This window comes from Methylobacterium sp. Leaf125 (assembly GCF_001423085.1).
Classification (GTDB): domain Bacteria; phylum Pseudomonadota; class Alphaproteobacteria; order Rhizobiales; family Beijerinckiaceae; genus Methylobacterium.
Genome location: NZ_LMNU01000003.1, coordinates 63,895 through 81,342 on the forward strand (window position 1 = coordinate 63,895; position 17,448 = coordinate 81,342).

General features: G+C 70.6%; 12 protein-coding genes and 1 pseudogene. 5 read left to right on the forward strand and 8 right to left on the reverse strand.

The genetic code is table 11. The annotated features are described in order from the left end of the window. Nucleotides 1-490: 490 nt before the first annotated feature. The 3 genes from ASF58_RS06820 to ASF58_RS06830 form a co-directional block, all read right to left on the reverse strand. Nucleotides 491-1,609, reverse strand: a complete 1,119-nt coding sequence (locus ASF58_RS06820; RefSeq protein ID WP_244477210.1) for a hypothetical protein — start codon at nt 1,607-1,609, stop codon at nt 491-493. A gap of 154 nt (nt 1,610-1,763) precedes the next feature. Beyond that, nucleotides 1,764-2,291 (reverse strand): RES family NAD+ phosphorylase, encoded by a 528-nt coding sequence (locus ASF58_RS06825; RefSeq protein WP_200930183.1) that lies wholly within the window; start codon nt 2,289-2,291, stop codon nt 1,764-1,766. A gap of 84 nt (nt 2,292-2,375) precedes the next feature. Then, nucleotides 2,376-5,507: a transglycosylase domain-containing protein gene (locus ASF58_RS06830; RefSeq protein WP_055949444.1), complete on the reverse strand. Its 3,132-nt coding sequence runs from the start codon at nt 5,505-5,507 to the stop codon at nt 2,376-2,378. Nucleotides 5,508-5,751: 244 nt separating this feature from the next. Between ASF58_RS06830 and ASF58_RS06835 the strand changes: the two are divergent. Beyond that, a pseudogene (locus ASF58_RS06835) lies at nt 5,752-7,419 on the forward strand (alpha-amylase family protein). Nucleotides 7,420-7,499: 80 nt separating this feature from the next. Here ASF58_RS06835 and ASF58_RS06840 read toward each other — a convergent pair. Next, complete coding sequence (locus ASF58_RS06840; RefSeq protein ID WP_055949448.1) at nt 7,500-7,760, reverse strand: DUF3892 domain-containing protein; 261 nt, start codon at nt 7,758-7,760, stop codon at nt 7,500-7,502. A gap of 223 nt (nt 7,761-7,983) precedes the next feature. Here ASF58_RS06840 and ASF58_RS06845 point away from each other — a divergent pair, with 223 nt between their 5' ends. Beyond that, nucleotides 7,984-8,283 carry a HigA family addiction module antitoxin gene (locus tag ASF58_RS06845; RefSeq protein WP_055949451.1) on the forward strand — a complete coding sequence of 100 codons (300 nt, stop codon included), beginning with the start codon at nt 7,984-7,986 and terminating at the stop codon, nt 8,281-8,283. A gap of 15 nt (nt 8,284-8,298) precedes the next feature. On the opposite strand, the gene ASF58_RS06850 is transcribed toward ASF58_RS06845, so the two are convergent. Beyond that, nucleotides 8,299-9,933 (reverse strand): AarF/UbiB family protein, encoded by a 1,635-nt coding sequence (locus ASF58_RS06850; RefSeq protein WP_055949454.1) that lies wholly within the window; start codon nt 9,931-9,933, stop codon nt 8,299-8,301. A gap of 365 nt (nt 9,934-10,298) precedes the next feature. Here ASF58_RS06850 and ASF58_RS06855 point away from each other — a divergent pair, with 365 nt between their 5' ends. The 3 genes from ASF58_RS06855 (at nt 10,299) to gyrB (ending at nt 14,620) form a co-directional block, all read left to right on the forward strand. Beyond that, the gene (locus ASF58_RS06855) at nt 10,299-10,943 is read left to right on the forward strand and encodes an MBL fold metallo-hydrolase (RefSeq protein WP_055949457.1); all 645 of its coding nucleotides are present in this window, start codon (nt 10,299-10,301) and stop codon (nt 10,941-10,943) included. A 257-nt stretch (nt 10,944-11,200) separates the two neighbouring features. Then, nucleotides 11,201-11,923 carry a hypothetical protein gene (locus ASF58_RS06860; protein ID WP_055949460.1) on the forward strand — a complete coding sequence of 241 codons (723 nt, stop codon included), beginning with the start codon at nt 11,201-11,203 and terminating at the stop codon, nt 11,921-11,923. 249 nt (nt 11,924-12,172) lie between these two features. Beyond that, entirely contained in the window at nt 12,173-14,620 is a 2,448-nt protein-coding gene (gene gyrB / locus ASF58_RS06865; RefSeq protein WP_055949462.1) for a DNA topoisomerase (ATP-hydrolyzing) subunit B, read from the forward strand. Nucleotides 14,621-14,773: 153 nt separating this feature from the next. Here gyrB and ASF58_RS06870 read toward each other — a convergent pair whose 3' ends face one another. The 3 genes from ASF58_RS06870 to ASF58_RS06880 all read right to left on the reverse strand — a co-directional run bounded on the left by ASF58_RS06870 (nt 14,774) and on the right by ASF58_RS06880 (nt 17,437). Then, nucleotides 14,774-15,457, reverse strand: coding sequence for a copper-binding protein (locus ASF58_RS06870; protein ID WP_055949465.1), 684 nt, complete (start codon nt 15,455-15,457; stop codon nt 14,774-14,776). 77 nt (nt 15,458-15,534) lie between these two features. After that, the gene (locus tag ASF58_RS06875) at nt 15,535-15,855 is read right to left on the reverse strand and encodes a copper-binding protein (protein WP_055949467.1); all 321 of its coding nucleotides are present in this window, start codon (nt 15,853-15,855) and stop codon (nt 15,535-15,537) included. A gap of 163 nt (nt 15,856-16,018) precedes the next feature. After that, complete coding sequence (locus ASF58_RS06880; protein WP_055949470.1) at nt 16,019-17,437, reverse strand: copper oxidase; 1,419 nt, start codon at nt 17,435-17,437, stop codon at nt 16,019-16,021. Nucleotides 17,438-17,448: the final 11 nt, after the last annotated feature.

Sequence of the window (17,448 nt, forward strand, 5' to 3'; positions counted from 1 at the left end):
GGGAGGGGCGTGGGCGTGACGCCGTCCTCCACGCGAGGACCTGAGCGACGCGACGGCGTCCACCCGGGTTGACACGCGGAGACCGCTTCGCGCGGCGAAACGGTATCCGTCCCACCCCGCCATCCCGGGGCCGCGCAGCGGCGCCCGGGATCCAGGCGCGCAGGTGGCGCAAGATGTGACAGCGTTGGCGGCTCTGGAGTCCGGGCGCGCCGACGGCGCCTCGGAACGACGATGCGCTGTCGCTTGCCATCCCCCCCCCGGGAAGCCGGAGCGGATCAGCGTCGCCCGGCTTGGACGGAGGGCGTGTCCCTCTCCCCGTCGGGGGACGAGGCTCGGCGCGGGGGGTGGCTCCGCGGGCTTCCGGTGGCTCCGCTGGCCTCCGACGGTCGGGGGCGCCCAAGCCTCTCCGCCTTCAACGCCGTCCCACGAGCGCAACGGATCTCGGGCCGGCCCGGGATCCGCCGGGGGGCGCGTGCCCCAGGCCCCGCCCTCAGTTCTTCGCCAGCGCGTCCGCGAAGGCGATCATGCGGTTGCGGGCGTAGGTCGGCAGGCCGGCGCTGATCGAGGTGCCGGTGTTGAAGGACGAGTTGCCCATCAGCACCTGGGCCGGCAGCAGGTTCTTGAGCACCGGCACGCGGGCGTATTCCTGCTTGCGGTCGAGGACGTCGCCCTTGATCGCCAGGGCCATGTAGGTGGTCACCACGGTCTTGCCGGGATCGCCCGGCATCGGCTGGAACACCGCCAGGAACTTGCCGAAGCGCAGGATCTGGTTGACCCAGAAGATCGTCTGCTCCAGCCCGCCGGTCACCGGCGTGTCGAGCTTGGTGAGGTTGCCCAGGGCCGCGATCTCCGCCGGGGGCAGGGTGCGCAGTTCGCTCTGGAACGAGACGAACTCGGCGATCTTCTTCGAGGCCCCGTCCTCCAGCCGGTTGGCGAGCTTCACGCCGAGCGGCAGCTTGCCCTCCAGGTCGTAGCGCGACTCGATGCAGGTCGTGCCGACCTCGCACCAGGGCCGGTCCGGCCGCTTGGCGAAGGCCGCCGCCGGGTCCTTGTTCGGCGTGGCGTCGGCCGCGTTCAGGGCCTTGTGCTTGATCACCGGGTCCATCTTCGCGACGAAGCCGAGGGTGGCGTAGGCGGAGAGGTCGATGCTCTCCGGGGCCTTCGCCACCACGAAGCGCCCCTGCGCCACGTAGACCTTCAGGGTCTCGTGCCGGCGCTTGGCCACCCCGTTCAGGGTCTGCACGTAGTCGGGCTCGGCATAGGTCGGGTGCGGGGCCAGAGCCGCGCGCTCGCCGGGGCGCAGCTTGCCCCAGTCGAGATAGGGCACGAGGCCGCTCTCCGGCTTGGTCGGATCGTCGCGATGGTCGGTGAACAGGATGGTGCCGGGCTTCAGGCCGGTGACGCCGGCCGCCTCGATGGCCGGCACGTCCTTGATCCGCTCCGACACCGCCGGGCTCGCGGGCGGCTGCAGCTTGATGCCCTCCTGGGCACGGGCCGGCGGGAGGGTGCCGCCCGCGAGGGCCAGGGCCAGGGTCAGGACGGGGGCGGCGAGAAGGGTCGTGGGCCTGCGGCTGCGGGAGAGCGGCGCTTGCGAAATCTGCCTGGTCACGTCGGGGCCTCGAAAGTCGGGGAGGGATCTGGGTCGGGGGAAGAATGGGAGTCGGGGAAGGACGGGAGTCGGGGAAGGATGTGGGCGCGCGCCCCGGTCTCGGCCGGCGATCCGTCGAATCAGGGGCAGGCGGCCGGCGCGCCCGGCCGGGCCGTCACCGGCACACCTGCGGCGCACCTGTGACGTTCCAGTGAAACAGCACGAGGTGCCACAGGCCCGGCGCCCGGCGGGATGGATCGATCAGGCCCTGCGCGCCCTGGGCGGCGATCCAGTCGCGGGCGCGCCAGGACGAGGGCTCGCGCCCGTCGGCGAGATCCTGCTGCCAGTCGCCGAACGGCGCGCCGGCGGCCCGCCGCACGCGTTCAACGGCCTCGGCGGCGCGCAGGTCGAACAGGGCGTCGGCCTCGACCCGGAGGGTGAGAACCACCTTCGCCGGATCGGTCGCGGTGGTGTGGGCGCGCATCGCCGCGTCGACCCCGGCCCGCGAGGCGCTGAGATACAGCGTGGGCTGGCCCGGCCGCGAATAGCGCCCGGCCCGGTGCGACCCGGACAGCGCCGCCGCATGGGCCGGGGCCACGGCCCGGTAGAAGGTGCCCGCCACCGCGCAATGGCCGTCGCGGCCCGGGCGGAGTTCGGGCGGGGGCGGATCGGCAAACCGGCCCTGGGACATGGGCGTCAGCATGGCGCCGGCCTCCTCCGCATCGGCCCCGGCGCCGTGCCACGCACCTCGGATGTCGCCCGCGGGCGTCTCACGGCGCCGCATGCCCTAGAAGCGCGGCTCGTCGCCGAACAGGTAGTCGGGATCGCGGCGGCGCTGGCGCGGCCGGACCTCCTCGTCGTCGCCGAAGGGCGAGCGCTGCGTGCCCGGCCAGGGCTGGTAGGTCTCGGACTGGGCCCGGCGGTTGCGGCGCGCGCCGTAGGGATCGAGCAGATCGGCCTCGGGCTGCCCCCGGTGCGAATCGTAATCGGGCTGCGCCCGTCTGCTGCCGTCGAGGCCGCCGAACAGGCCGCCCGCCACGTCGGGGGCCTCGTCCTCGGCGCCGAGGTCGCCATCCTCGGGATCGGGCCGCATGGCGGTCCGGGTCTCGCGCGGCAGCAGCTTGTACTGGGTGTCGGCCATCCGGCCGTCCTTGATCCGGAAATGCTCCTGGAACCCGCCGCCGTCGACGCGCTGGCCGCTGCGCGGATCGATGCTGGCCTCGAGCAGGTCCTGGCGCGCCTCCGGGGAGGGCGGGGCCAGGGACGTGCGCGGCACGCCGTTGGCCCAGGCCGCCTGGAGGATGGTGCCGGCGATGGGCACCGCGAGGTGGCCTCCGGTCTGTCCGTGTCCGAGGGTCCGGCGGGTGCCGTCGGCATTGTCGTAGCCGACCCAGACCACGATGGTGATCTCGTTGGTGAAGCCGGCGAACCAGGCGTCGTTCTCGTTCTCGGAGGTTCCGGTCTTGCCCGCGATGGAGGACGAGAACCGGCTCAGCGCCGCCGCCGTGCCGTGGTTCGTCACCCCCTGCAGCATGGTCTTGAGCTGGTAGAACGCCACCCGGTCGGCCGAGCCGATCCGGGTCGGGGCCCGGGCCTCGCGGGTATAGAGGGTCTTGCCGTCGCGCTCGACGGCTTCCAGCGCGTAGGGCGCCGGGCGGGCGCCCTCGTTGGCCACCGCGGCGTAGAACGCCGCCAGGTCCACCATCCGCACCGGCTGGGCGCCGAGCACGAAGGGATAGTAGCGCTCGCACGCGGCGTAGATCTGCGCCTCCAGGGCGAGGTCGCAGACCTTCTGCAGGCTGGCCGGCGCCTTGTCGGCGATGCCGCCCTGGAGCAGGCGGGCGGTGACGAGGTTCTTGGAGAATTCCAGCCCCCGGCGCAGGGTCGTGGCCCCGGCCCCCGAGCCCTCGTAGTTCTTCGGCGACCAGGAATCGCCGACGCCGCCGATGGGCGGCAGGGTGATGGCGGAATCCATCACCAGGGTGTTGGGCTGCAGGCCGGCATTGAGCGCGGCGAGGTAGGTGAGGGGCTTCAGGGTCGAGCCCGGCTGGCGCACGGTCTGGGTGACGCGGTTGAGCTGGCTCACCGGATAGGAGAAGCCGCCCGCCATGGCGAGGATGCGCCCGGTCCGGTTCTCCAGCACCAGGGCGGCGCCCTGGACGCCGGGGCGCACCCGCAGGTCGGCGCGCGGCACCTTCGCGCCGGGATCGCGCAGCTTCACCCGGACCACGTCGTAGGGCTGGAGCTTCCCGCGGGCCGGGCCCGGCTCGAGGCTGGCGGTGCGGCCGTCGGCGAGGCCGACCTTCGCGGTGCCGCCGCGTCCGGTGTCGAGGACCACGGCCAGCGGCCAGTGCACGTCGTAGAGGACCGGGCGGGCGGTCTCCAGCGCCCGCTGCCAGGCCGGCTTCGGGCGCTCGACCTTGGGGGCGGCCTGCTCCGCCGCCTTGTCGGCGGCGGCCGCGGCCCTGCGCTCGGCCTTCGTCTTCGGGGCCGGCTTCGCGGCCGAATCGGATTTCGGGGAAGAATCCGGCTTCGGGGAAGAATCCGGCTTCGGACCGGGAGCCGGCTTGACCGAATCGCCCGTGAGGAGGGGCACGCCGAGGGGCGAGGCCTCGGCGGCGGGCACCGCCGCCTCGAGCTTGCGCACGGCGTCGGCGAGGTTGAGCTCCGGCCCCTCGTAGCGGGCGCGCCCGGTGGCGCGCTCGTAGGTGGAGAGGCCCTCCTGCAGGGCGGCCTCCGTGGCGGTTTGCAGGCCCGCATTGAGGGTGGAGCGCACCACGTGGCTGGCGGCGGTGAGGGAGTCGACGCCCGCGAAGGTGCGCACCTCCCGGGCCAGGTGGTCGACGAAGTAGAAGCCGGAATCGCGCCGGACCGCGTCGATCGGCTTCAGGCCGAGGGGCGCGTTGGCGGCCTCGCCGAGCTGCGCCTCGGTGATGACGCCCTCTTCCTTCATGCGCGCCAGCACGTAGGCCCGGCGCTCGCGGGCCCGGTCGGGGTACTTGTCGGGATTGTAGAAGTTCGGGCCCTTGGGCATGCCGGCCAGCAGCGCGGCCTCCGGCACGGTGAGCTGGCCCACCGATTTGCCGAAGTAGCTGCGCGCCGCCATCTCGATGCCGTAGGCGCCCCGGCCGAGATAGATGCCGTTGAGATAGAGCTCCAGGATCTGCGGCTTGCCCAGGATGTGCTCCAGGCGGGAGGCCACGATCATCTCGCGGATCTTGCGCTCGTAGGTGACGTCGTCGCCGACCGAGAGGTTCTTGACCACCTGCTGGGTGATGGTGGAGCCGCCGGCCGGGCGGCCCGGGGAGGCGAGGTTGCCGATGAAGGCGCGGATCACCCCGCGCTCGTCGATGCCCCGGTGGGTCTCGAAACGCTTGTCCTCGGCCGCCACGAAGGCCTTCTGCACCATCGCCGGCACCTCGGCGATGGGCACGCTCAGGCGCCGGCCATTGGCCTCGAAGGCCTCGGCGTAGCGCTTGCCCGCGCCGTCGAGGATGAGGCTGGCGCCGGGGAGCTTGCGCTCCTTCAGGGCCTCGGCCGAGGGCAGGTCGGCCACCGCCTTGTTGTAGAAGGCGATGACCTCGGCCGCGTCGAAGGGCGAGTCCTTGGGCGTCTCGCCCTTGCAGAACTGGCGGTAGCTGACGTTGAGCTCGCCGATGTCGAGGCCGTGCAGGATCTTGGGGGCGCTGGCGCCCGCCACCGCGCTCGGGTCCTCCATGGCCGTGGAGATCAGCTCGTCGAGGTTGATGTCCTCGATGTCGAAGGCCTTGCGCATGTGGGCGCAGCCGTCCCGCAGGATCTGCACCACCTGGGCCTTGTCGGTCACGGGATCGAACTGCGTCTTCACCGCATCCGGCCGCGTCGTGACCTGACTGAGCGTCAGCGCCGTGGCGAACAGCTTGATCAGGATGATGTTCATGCGGGCCGGGATACCGGAGGTTGGGTCGTCACGGGACTGGGTCCGCACGGGTCATAGCCGAGGCCGCGCGCCGGAGCGTGGCAGATGCGCTGCACAAGGCGGCTGATTTAAGGACGACGCGGCCACGCTTGGGGCGTCGCGCCCGCTGGCGATGCGCCCGGTCATGCGAACGGTCACGCTCACGGCAACGCTTTCCCGCGGGGCCGCGTTGTGGCCCGGGGCGCCCGCCCCCGGGGATGCCGGCATGATCAAGGACCTCTGGTACAAGAACGCCGTCGTCTACTGCCTTTCGGTCCGGACCTTCCTCGACGGCAACGGCGACGGCATCGGCGACTTCGCCGGGCTGGAGCGCCGGCTCGACTACCTGCAGGGCATGGGCATCACGGCGATCTGGCTGATGCCGTTCCAGCCCTCGCCGAAGCGCGACGGCGGCTACGACATCTCTGACTATTATGGCGTCGACCCGGATTACGGCTCGCTCGGCGACTTCGTCGCCTTCACCCACGCGGCCAAGCAGCGGGGCCTGCGCGTCCTGATCGACCTCGTGGTCAACCACACCTCGGACCAGCATCCCTGGTTCCAGTCCGCCCGCGCGGACCCGGATTCGCCCTACCGGGACTGGTACGTCTGGTCGAAGACCCGGCCGCCCCACGCCGACGAGGGCATGGTGTTTCCCGGCGTCCAGACCACGACCTGGACCCGCGACGCCAAGGCGGGGGCCTACTACTTCCACCGCTTCATGCCGTTCCAGCCGGACCTCAACACCGCCCATCCGGCGGTGCAGGCCGAGATCCAGAAGATCATGGGCTTCTGGATCCAGCTCGGCGTCTCGGGCTTCCGCATGGACGCGGTGCCGTTCGTCATCGCCAAGAAGGGGCCGGAGGTCACCGGCGAGCCCGACGAGCAGTTCGACATGCTCCGCGACTTCCGCGAGTTCCTGCAATGGCGCCAGGGCGACGCCATCATCCTGGGCGAGGCCAACATCCTGCCCAAGAAGGATCTCGAATATTTCGGCGACGACGCCGACCGGCTGCACATGCTGTTCAACTTCCAGGTCAACCAGGCCCTGTTCTACGGCCTCGCCGCCGGCGACGGGCGCCCCCTGGCCAAGGCCATGCGCAAGACCTGGAACCGGCCGGATTCGGCCCAGTGGGCGGTGTTCCTGCGCAACCACGACGAGCTCGACCTCGGCCGCCTCACCGAGGCGCAGCGCCAGGCGGTGTTCTCCGCCTTCGGGCCCGAGAAGGGGATGCAGCTCTACGACCGCGGCATCCGGCGCCGCCTCGCCCCGATGCTCGGGGGCGACCAGCAGCGCATCGAGCTCGCCTATTCCCTGATGTTCACCCTCCCGGGCACGCCGGTCCTGCGCTACGGCGACGAGATCGGCATGGGCGACGACCTCACGCTCAAGGAGCGGGACTGCGCCCGCACGCCGATGCAGTGGAGCGGCGAGGCCCAGGGCGGCTTCACCAAGAGCGAGACCCCGACCCTGCCGGTGATCGACCACGGCGCCTACGGCTTCGACCACGTCAACGTGGCCAGCCAGCGCCACGACCGCGGCTCGCTCCTGAACTGGATGGAGAGCGTGATCCGCACCCGCAAGGAGGTGCCGGAGATCGGCTGAGGCGACTTCGCGGTGATCGAGACCGCCTCGCCGGCGATCCTGGCGATCCGCTACGACTGGGAGGGAAATTCCGTGCTCTGCGTGCACAACCTCGCGGGCACGCCGATGGAGATCGAACTCTCGGCCGGCGTCGAGGGGCCGGAGGGCCGGATCCTCGTCGACCTCCTCACCGGCCGCCGCTGCGAGGCGGACGCGGAGGGCCGCCACTGCCTGATGATGGAGCGCTACGGCTACCACTGGTTCCGCGTCGGCGGCCTCGACGCCCCGCTGAAGCGGCGGGTGGGGTGAGCCGGCTGCGAAGGCACCGGGACGGCGGCCCCGCCGGGAGCCGGGCCGCAACGGGGGTCGCGCCTGGACCCTGAACCGGATCAGCAATCCGGAAGATCGTCCAGGTTGTTTCGGGTCGTCGTATCGCGGTCCGTCCGCAGGTACTTGCCGTTCGGCCCCTGGACGACGCGGATCTCGGTCCGTCCGTTGATCCAGGGCACATGATAGGTATGAAGCCCGGACTCGATGTCGTTGATGGCATCGGGCTTCCGACGCGGCGACCACGCGTCGCCGTCGTTACACAACGTCGTGATGTCGCCCTGAGCGTTCTTTCCGATCTTCCTGACCGCGCGATCAGCCATGGTGCACGCTTCCTTCCGTTCGCAGCCCACGCGGGCTTACCAACTTCAGGTAATTTACAGCGCGAACTTTACAACCTCATAGAAACGATCCGCTGAGCGTTTTCGACACCCTGTCCTCCGGTTCGCGGGCGTCGCCACTGGCAGACCCTCTGCTGTTCCGCGGCAGGCATTTTCAAACATCAGGACCGAGGACAGGATCGCGAGACCGCACGGGCGATCGACCATGGCCCGCATTCGCACCCATCCCGGCGAAATCCTCGTGGAGGAATACCTGACGCCGCTCGACCTCTCCGCCCGGCAGTTCGCGGCGGAAATCGGGGTCCCGGCCAATCGCGTCTCCGAAATCATCCGCGGGCGGCGTGGCATCACCGCCGATACCGCGATCCGGCTCGGCGTCCGCTTCGGGACGGCACCGCAATTCTGGCTCAACCTCCAGAACGCCCACGACCTGTCGAAGGCGCGGGCGACGGTGGATGACTCCGGCGTCCGCCCCCGCGCGGCCGAACCCGCCGCGACGTCCTGAGGATCGCCCGACCCGTTACTTGTTGCGGCCCAGCAGCACGAGCCAGCCGATCCCGATCACGCAGACCACCGCACCGACGGTGATGAAGGCGGGCGTGCCGAGGTCCATGAAGCGGGGAGCGAGCTGGGTCGCGAAGGCGGCGACGATGAGCGCCACCGCGATGCGGGCGGCGGCGCGCTCGATGCCGCGGGTGAGCTTCTCGATGCCCTTCAGCTCGATCTCGACGGTGACGCGGCCCTGCTTCAGGCGCACCAGCATCAGGTGGATCAGGGTCGGCAGCTCGGAGGCCGCGCCGAACAGGCCGGCGCCCACCGCCTCGACCTTGCGGGTCAGGCCCTTGATCGAGAACTGCGAGGCGAGCTTGCGCTTCACGGTGGGGCCGGCGGCCGAGAACAGGTCGAAGCCGGGGTCGAGCTGGCGCATCACGCCGTCGGCCGTCACCAGCCCCTTGAACAGGATGGCGAGGTCGGTGGGCATGGCGAGGTCGTTCTCGCGGGCCATGGTCATGAAGTCGGTGAGCAGCGCTCCGAAATCGAGGGTCGCGCCGGTGTGCCGGGCGACGAAGGCCTGCGACGAGGCCTCCAGCTTGGTCAGGTCCGGGTTGCTCGAGCCGCTCCAGTCGAGGAGCACCGCCATCAGCCCGTCGGAATCCTCCTTGAGCATCGCGCCGATCAGCATCAGGAGCTGGGTCCGCCGACGCTGGGACAGGCGCCCGATGATGCCGAAATCGATGAAGCCGATCCGGTTGTCCGGCATGATCAGCATGTTGCCGGGATGCGGGTCGGCGTGGAACACGCCCTCGATCAGGGCCATCTGCAGGAAGGCGTCGGTGCCCTTCTGGGCGAGCAGCACCTTGTCGTAGCCGGCGGCGTCCAGGCGGGCATGGTCGTTGGGCGGGATGCCGTGCACGAATTCCTGCACGAGCACCCGCTCGGAGGTCCATTCCCAGTGGATCTTGGGCACCACGATGTCGTCGCGGTCGGCGAAGATCGCCGCGATGGTCTCGCAGTTGCGCGCCTCGTTGATGAGGTCGAGCTCGCCGTAGAGGCCGCTGGCGAGGTGGCGCATCTGCTCCTGGGGCTGGTAGCGCCCGAATTCCGGCCACTCGTCCACGACGATGCGGGTGGCGTGGCCCATCAGGCGCAGGTCCGCCTCGATGGTCTTGCGCAGGCCCGGGCGCAGCACCTTCACCACCACCTCCTCGCCGGTCTGCAGGCGGGCGCGGTAGACCTGGGCGATGGAGGCGGCGGCCAGCGGCGTGGTGTCGAACTCGGCGAAGATCTCCGCGGGCGGCGCCCCGAGATCCTCCTCGAGCTGGGGCCGGATGCGCTCCCACGGGATCGGCGAGACCTGGCTGTGGAGCTTCTCCAGCTCCTCGGTCCATTCCGGCGTCAGGAGATCGGGGCGGCTCGCCAGGATCTGCCCGAGCTTGACGAAGGTCGGCCCCAGGGTCTCGATCGCCCGGCGCACGCGCTGGGGCTGCGACAGGCGGGCGATGTCCACCTGCGGCGTCCGGCGCTTGGCGAGGCGCGCCACCTGAGCGAGGCCGAGGCGCTCGACCACCTTGGTGACGCCGAAGCCGATGAGGACGGACGCGATCTCCCCGAGGCGCTGCCGGTCCCGTGCGGCGACGAAGGCGGTTTTCAGCATGTGCGCAAGGGGCCCGGATGGGGAAGGGGGACGGTGGCTCGCCCGGCGAGGCGTGCGGCCGGACCGTGGTTAAGGCTCCGTTAGGCCCGTGGCGAGGCCGAAGTTTGACCATGGGGGCGCGACATGGGGGCCGGGACCGGGAAGCGGAGACCTGGAAGCCCGGACCTGGAAGCCGGGACCGGGAAGCCGCGCCCCGAGGACCGCGATCTCGGAGCCGCCACGCCCGGGACCGCCCCGGGCGTGGCGGATTCGCGCCCGCGCCGATCTCGGGCTAGACAGGCCCACCGGCGCCGCAGCGGCGCCAACCCCCTGCCGGGGCGGGCGGCCCGTCCGCGCCGCCGCGGCGCCATCCCGCGAGAGCAGCGATGCCAGGTACGCCCCGCGCCGGAATCATTCCGGTGACTCCCTTTCAGCAGAACTGCACCCTGATCTGGTCGGACGAGACCAAGGTCGGCGCCGTGGTCGATCCGGGCGGCGACCTCGACCGGATCGAGGCGGCGATCGCCGCCCAGGGCATCACCATCGAGAAGATCCTGCTGACCCACGGGCATATCGACCATGCCGGCGGCGCGGCCGAGCTGCGGGACCGGCTCGGCGTGCCGATCGAGGGCCCGCACGAGGCCGACCGCTACCTCCTCGACAGCCTGCCGGAGACCGGCGCCACTTACGGGATCGACGCCGCCCGGGCCGTAACGCCGGACCGCTGGCTCACCGACGGCGACCAAGTCGAGGTCGGCGGCCTGGCCTTCGACATCCTGCACGCCCCCGGCCACTCCCCCGGCAGCGTGGTCTTTATGAGCCGCGACGCGCGCTTCGCCCTGGTGGGCGACGTGGTGTTCAAGGGCTCGGTCGGGCGCACCGACCTGCCCGGCGGCAGCCACGAGCAGCTGATCCGGGCGATCAAGGAGAAGGTCCTGCCGCTGGGCGACGACGTCGCCTTCATCCCCGGCCACGGCCCCACCAGCACGCTCGGCGAGGAGCGCGTGTCGAACCCGTTCCTGCAGGAGTGAGCCTGCAGGATTGAGGCCGCGCTCTTGCATGGGATTTTGCTCTTGCAAAGGGCCTTGCAAGGGGCTTCGCAAGGGGCTTGGCTCTGCGGGGAACAGGAACCTCGGAGCGGGGGCACCGACAACGGGACACCGGCAGCCGTCCCGATCCGTCTCGCCGTTTTAGTGTCTTTCTCCCTGTTCGTTTTGGTTCGTCGTCTTTCCGGCAAGCTCCCACCCCGGCGAGACCTTGTTCGCAACTCCCGGGCGGAGGCAAACCCATGAGCGACAAACGTCGACCCTTATCGCCGGATGACTTCTTCACGGATCCGATCCAGATCATGTGGGGGCTCGACCCCGTCCGCTGGCGACCGTCGCTGTACGTGGGCGCGACGGATGACGGCACGGGTCTGCACAATCTGGTCTTCGTCGTCGTCGATGACGCCCTCGATCAGGCCGGGGCGGATCGGGTGGCCGTCACCCTGAACCGGGACGGCTCGGTCACGATCTCGGACAACGGCGCCGCAGATCCTCTCGAACGCGACCCCGCGACGGGCGTCTCGGCGATCGAGACACGGCTGACGATCCTGGAGAGCCAGGCCCGTGGCCGTCGCACAGGCCAAGCGAGCGTCTCGGAACCGCCGGGCATCTTGGAACCGCCGGGCATTTTGGAGCCGCCGCGCTACGATGGGCCGCCCGGGCTGGGTGACACGGCGCGGATCAGCGTCGCGTTTGTCAACGTCCTCTCGGAGCAGTTCGGCCTCCGGATCTGGCACGCCGGTCAGGCCTATGCGATCGACTTCGCCCACGGTGATCCCGTGGCGCCCCTGCGGTGCACCGGGGACAGCCAGGGACGCGCTGGACGGGAGGTGACCTTCCGCCCGGCTGCCGGCAGTTTCCCCCACCCTCACTTCGACCACGACGTCCTGGCGGCGGGATTGGCCGAACGCGGTCGACCGGACCTGAGCCTGAGCCTCGTCGATGCCCGCCGAGTGCCGGACTGATCGTCGATCGGCGTCCGATCCGGACAGCGGCGCAGGTGGGGCTACGCCCTTGACGCGTGGTTAAGGGAGACGCCCCATGATCGGGTCTCCGCAAACCCCAAACGGCCTGGAAAAGATGCATTTTCCGGCCGAAATGCTTATATTGCGTAGGTCAAGAAGAATTGCAGGTGGCGGGGGCCCGGCCTGGGCCGGCAAGCCCCGCCCGGGCCGGCAAGCCCGGCCTGAATGCCCGCCTGCCCGAGGAAGTTCATGTCCGACAACTCCCATAACATCGCCGCCGATGCCTACGGCGCGGAATCCATCCGGGTCCTCAAGGGCCTCGACGCGGTGCGCAAGCGCCCCGGCATGTATATCGGCGACACCGACGACGGCTCGGGCCTGCACCACATGGTCTACGAGGTGGTCGACAACGCCATCGACGAGGCGCTCGCGGGTCACGCGGACCTCGTCACCGTCACGCTGAACGCCGACGGCTCCGTCACGGTCTCCGACAACGGCCGCGGCATCCCCACCGACATCCACAAGGAGGAGGGGGTCTCGGCGGCCGAGGTCATCATGACCCAGCTGCACGCGGGCGGAAAGTTCGACCAGAACTCCTACAAGGTCTCCGGCGGCCTGCACGGCGTCGGCGTCTCCGTGGTCAACGCCCTCTCGCAATGGCTCCGCCTACGCATCTGGCGCAACGGCCAGGAGCACGCGATGGAGTTCCGCCACGGCGACGCGGTCTCGCCCCTGGTGATCGTGGGCGACGGCAACGGCCGGCGCGGCACCGAGGTGTCGTTCCTGCCCTCGACCGAAACCTTCACGATGATCGAGTTCGACTACGCGACGCTGGAGAAGCGTCTGCGCGAGCTCGCCTTCCTGAATTCCGGCGTGCGCATCGTGCTCACCGACGCGCGCCACGCCGAGCACAAGCGCGAGGAGCTGTTCTACGAGGGCGGCATCGAGGCGTTCGTGCGCTACCTCGACCGCTCGCGCAAACCCATCGAGGGCATGCAGAAGCCCGTGATGGTGCGGGCCGAGCGCGACAACATCCGCGTCGAGGTCGCCCTGTGGTGGAACGACTCGTTCAACGAGACCGTGCTGCCCTTCACCAACAACATCCCGCAGCGCGACGGCGGCACCCACATGGCCGGCTTCCGCGCGGCCCTGACCCGGCAGATCACCGGCTATTCCGAGTCCTCGGGCATCGCCAAGCGCGAAAAGATCTCGCTCACCGGCGAGGATTGCCGCGAGGGCCTCACCGCCGTCATCTCGGTGCAGGTGCCGGACCCGAAATTCTCCTCGCAGACGAAGGACAAGCTCGTCTCCTCCGAGGTGCGCCCGGCCGTGGAGAACGTCCTCAACGAGGGCCTCTCGAACTGGCTGGAGGAGAACCCGGCGCTGGCTCGATCGGTGATGGCCAAGGTCATCATGGCGGCCTCCGCCCGCGAGGCGGCGCGCAAGGCCCGCGAGACCGTGACCCGCAAGGGCGTCCTCGACATCGCCTCGCTGCCGGGCAAGCTCGCCGATTGCCAGGAGCGCGATCCCTCGAAGTGCGAGATCCTGCTGGTGGAGGGGGATTCCGCCGGCGGCTCGGCCAAGCAGGGCCGCGACCGCACCTTCCAGGCCGTTCTGCCGTTGCGTGGAAAAATCCTCAACGTCGAGCGGGTGCGCGCCGACCGGATGCTGTCCTCGGCCGAGATCGGCACGCTGATCACGGCCCTGGGCGCCGGCATCGGCCGCTCGTCCACGGACCGCGAGGGCTTCAACCCCGAGAAGCTCCGCTACCACCGCATCATCATCATGACGGATGCCGACGTGGACGGCTCGCACATCCGCACCCTGCTGCTGACGTTCTTCTTCCGGCAGATGCCGGAGGTGATCGAGCGCGGACACCTCTACATCGCCCAGCCGCCCCTCTACAAAGCCGCCAAGGGCAAGTCGGCGCTCTACCTCAAGGACGAGCGGGCGCTGGAGGACTACCTCATCGACGCCGGCGTCGAGGGCGCCGTGCTGCGCCTCGCCTCCGGCACCGAGTTCGGCGGCGCGCAGCTGAAGTCCCTGGTGGAGGAGGCCCGCCAGTTCCGCAGCCTGATGCAGGCGCTCCACACCCGCTACGACCGCGCCGTGGTCGAGCAGGCCCTGATCGCCGGCGCCTTCCGGGCCAATGTCGACGAGGCCCAGGCCGAGGCCGAGGGACTGGCCGAGGAGGTCGCCCGGCGCATGGACCGGATCGCCGACGACATCGAGCGCGGCTGGGAAGGCTCCGTGGCGGAGGGCGGCTACGTCCTCAGCCGCACCCTGCGCGGCGTGCGTCAGGTGGCGACCCTGGACGCCTCGCTCCTGGCCTCCCAGGAGGCACGCCGCCTCGCCGACCGGGCGGAGGCCCTGCGCGAGATCTACGACCAGCCCGTCACCTACGCACGCAAGGGCGACGAGACCACCCTGCACGGGCCCGTCGGCCTGTTCGAGGCGGTGATGGCCTTCGGCCGCAAGGGCCTGCAGCTCCAACGCTACAAGGGCCTCGGCGAGATGACCGCCCAGCAGCTCTGGGAAACCACCCTCGACCGCGACGTGCGCTCGCTGCTGCAGGTCCGGGTCAAGGACACCCAGGACGCCGACGACCTGTTCGTGAAGCTGATGGGCGACGTGGTCGAACCCCGCCGCGAGTTCATCCAGGACAACGCCCTCAGCGTCGCCAACCTCGACGTCTGAGGCGGGCGGACCGCGGTCCCGGGCCGGTCCTTCCGCGAGCGAGGACTGGACCCCGGCGGCGACGTCGGGACAGCCTCGGAGCACCGGCCGCTGGGGCGGGACCCGGGACGGTTCGCCGCCACCGGGCCGCCGGGGGGCGTCCGCCCCCGGCGCTCACCGCGCCTTCTGGATCCGCGTCACCGCGAGGGACCCGTTGAGGCGCTCGGCGGAGAACCGCACCGCCTCGCCCGGCGTGAGGCCCTTGAGCAGGGCCGGGTCCTGCACCCGGTAGGCCATCGTCATGGCGTCCATCCCGAGATTGGGGATGGCCGCGTGGTCGAGGGTGACCTTGCCGGCGGCGGCGTCCACCTTCTTCACCGTCGCGGCCACGAGGGGCGCGTTCGCGGAAGCCGCCGGTGCGGGGGGCGATGCGGGCTGGGTCTTGGTCGCCGCCGCCTCAGCCGGCCGGTCGGGGGGGCCTTCGCCCGACGGCATCGGGTCGGGCTGCGCCCGCTCGCCCGCCTCGCGACGGTGGAGCTGCCACTGCTTCAGGGCGTCGATCCGCGCCTGTTGCTCGTCCTGGATCTTCCGGGCGACCGCGCGCAGCTCCGGGTCGCCGCCGTAGTCGAGCTCCGTCTGGGCGAGGAACAGCGTCTCCTCGAAGCTGGCGATCAGCAAGGCGGCGAAATCCCGGTCCGGGTCGCCGGTCAGCTTCGTGTCCCGGAACCGGGTCGCCATCGTCTCGCGCGCCCGCTCCAGGGCTGCGGGCGCGCCCTTGGCGGGCTGGGCACCGGCGGGAGGCGCGACCGCGCCGACGAGGGCGGTCGCGAGCGCGGTGGACAGGATCAAGCGTCGCATCGTTGCTCCATTTCAAGGCTCGACGGCCCTCGCACCGAGGCGGGTTCGCCCGTGTGCGAGGGCCCCTGACCGGGGCGTTACTTCGCCTTGCGGATCTGCGTGACGGTGTAGGCGCCGCCGGTCTCGGCGATCTCGAAATCGACCGCGTCGCCGGCCTTGAGGTCCTTGAGCATCGCCGGGTCCTTGACCCGGTACGCCATCGTCATCGCGTCCATGTCGAGCTTCGGGATCGCGGCATGGTCGAGGGTCACCTTGCCGGCGGCCGGATCGAGCTTGGTCACCGTCCCCTTCACGGATTGCGCCCAGGCGGGCATCGCGACCGCCAGGAAGGCTGTCGCGAGGACGGCGCGCGAAATCTGGCGTGTCGAAATCTGGCGTGTTGAAATCTGGCGTCTCATGGTGGGTTCTCCTTCAAAGGATCGAAGCGCCGGGCCGGCCCGCGCGGGCGGAGCGGCGACCGGGGTGGTGGATTCCGGACGGGATCGCGCCCGGTCCGAACGGGTTTGCCCGGGCCGCCCCAGGGCGGCCGGCCGCGGGCGCGGGCGACGCACGGCCGCCCGGTCAGGGCTCGTGGCGGCCCGCACGGGACGCGGTGCGCCGCGTACGCGGATCCACGGCCCGGAGGTCGGTCTGTCGCGCCTTCCGGCCCTTCGGCGTGTCCGGCGCGCGCGCCGGCTCGGGCATCGGATCGCCGGTCCAGGCGTAGGCCACGGAGCCTTCCGGGTGCTGGTACCAGCCCGGATCGCGATAATCGCCGGCCGCCAGTCCGGGCCGCACCTTCAGGACCGTGAACATTCCGCCCATCTCGACGGAGCCGAACGGGCCGGTGCCGGTCATCATCGGCAGCGTGTTCTCCGGGAGCGGCATCTCCATCTCGGTCATCATGCCGCCGCCCGTGGAGCCCATCGGCATGTAGCCGGGCGCGATCGCGCGGATCTGCTTGGCCGTGCGCTTCAGGTCGACGCCGATATACGTCCGGACCGAGTGGCCCATCGCGTTCATGGTGTGGTGCGACTTGTGGCAGTGCAGGGCCCAGTCGCCCGGGTTGTCGGCGTTGAACTCGATGACCCGCATCTGTCCTACCGCGACGTCGACTGACACCTCCGGCACCTGAGCGCGCGGGTCGATCCAGCCGCCATCCGTGCCGGTGACCTTGAAGTCGCAGCCGTGGACGTGGATCGGGTGGTTGGTCATGGTGAGGTTGCCGAAGCGCATCCGGACCTTGTCGCCCTGGCGGACGACCAGGGGATCGATGCCGGGCCACACGCGGCTGTTGAAGCACCACATGTTCATGTCGAGCATCGTGTTGACCTTGGGCACGTAGGACCCGGCCTCGATGTCGTAGGCGTTCAGCATCCAGACGAAGTCGCGGTCGACCGGCCGCTCGGCCGGGTCGCGCGGATGCACGACGAAGAAGCCCATCATGCCCATCGCCATCTGGACCATCTCGTCCGAGTGCGGGTGGTACATGAAGGTGCCGGAGCGCCGCAGGATGAACTCGTAGACGAAGGTCTTGCCCGGCGGGATGCCGGGCTGGGTCAGCCCGGCGACCCCGTCCATGCCGTTGGGGAGCGTCTGACCGTGCCAGTGCACGGCCGTCGCCTCCGGCAGGCGGTTGGTGACGAAGATGCGGACCTTGTCGCCCTCGACCGCCTCGAGGGTCGGGCCCGGCGATTGCCCGTTATAGCCCCAGAGCCGCGCACTCATGCCGGGTGCCATCTCGCGCACCACCGGCTCGGCGACCAGATGGAACTCCTTCCAGTCGCCGCGCATGCGCCACGGCAGCGTCCAGCCGTTGAGCGTCACCACCGGCTGGTAGTCCGGCCCGCTCGTCGGATAGAGCGGCGGCTGCATCGTCGCCTTGTCCATGATCGGGGCCTCCGGCAGGCCCGCGGCCTCGGCCCGTCCGCTGATCCGCGACGTGCCGGCGAGCACGAGGCCGCCCGCTCCCAGGATTCCTCTGCGCGAGATGTCGGTCATGATGCTTCTCC

Excerpts from the sequence above, each read along its gene's own strand:
- ASF58_RS06825 (WP_200930183.1), bottom strand. The coding sequence starts at position 2,291 with ATGCTGACGCCCATGTCCCAGGGCCGGTTTGCCGATCCGCCCCCGCCC.
- ASF58_RS06830 (WP_055949444.1), bottom strand. The coding sequence starts at position 5,507 with ATGAACATCATCCTGATCAAGCTGTTCGCCACGGCGCTGACGCTCAGT.
- ASF58_RS06840 (WP_055949448.1), bottom strand. The coding sequence starts at position 7,760 with ATGGCTGATCGCGCGGTCAGGAAGATCGGAAAGAACGCTCAGGGCGAC.
- ASF58_RS06845 (WP_055949451.1), top strand. The coding sequence starts at position 7,984 with ATGGCCCGCATTCGCACCCATCCCGGCGAAATCCTCGTGGAGGAATAC.
- ASF58_RS06850 (WP_055949454.1), bottom strand. The coding sequence starts at position 9,933 with ATGCTGAAAACCGCCTTCGTCGCCGCACGGGACCGGCAGCGCCTCGGG.
- ASF58_RS06855 (WP_055949457.1), top strand. The coding sequence starts at position 10,299 with ATGCCAGGTACGCCCCGCGCCGGAATCATTCCGGTGACTCCCTTTCAG.
- ASF58_RS06860 (WP_055949460.1), top strand. The coding sequence starts at position 11,201 with ATGAGCGACAAACGTCGACCCTTATCGCCGGATGACTTCTTCACGGAT.
- gyrB (WP_055949462.1), top strand. The coding sequence starts at position 12,173 with ATGTCCGACAACTCCCATAACATCGCCGCCGATGCCTACGGCGCGGAA.
- ASF58_RS06870 (WP_055949465.1), bottom strand. The coding sequence starts at position 15,457 with ATGCGACGCTTGATCCTGTCCACCGCGCTCGCGACCGCCCTCGTCGGC.
- ASF58_RS06875 (WP_055949467.1), bottom strand. The coding sequence starts at position 15,855 with ATGAGACGCCAGATTTCAACACGCCAGATTTCGACACGCCAGATTTCG.
- ASF58_RS06880 (WP_055949470.1), bottom strand. The coding sequence starts at position 17,437 with ATGACCGACATCTCGCGCAGAGGAATCCTGGGAGCGGGCGGCCTCGTG.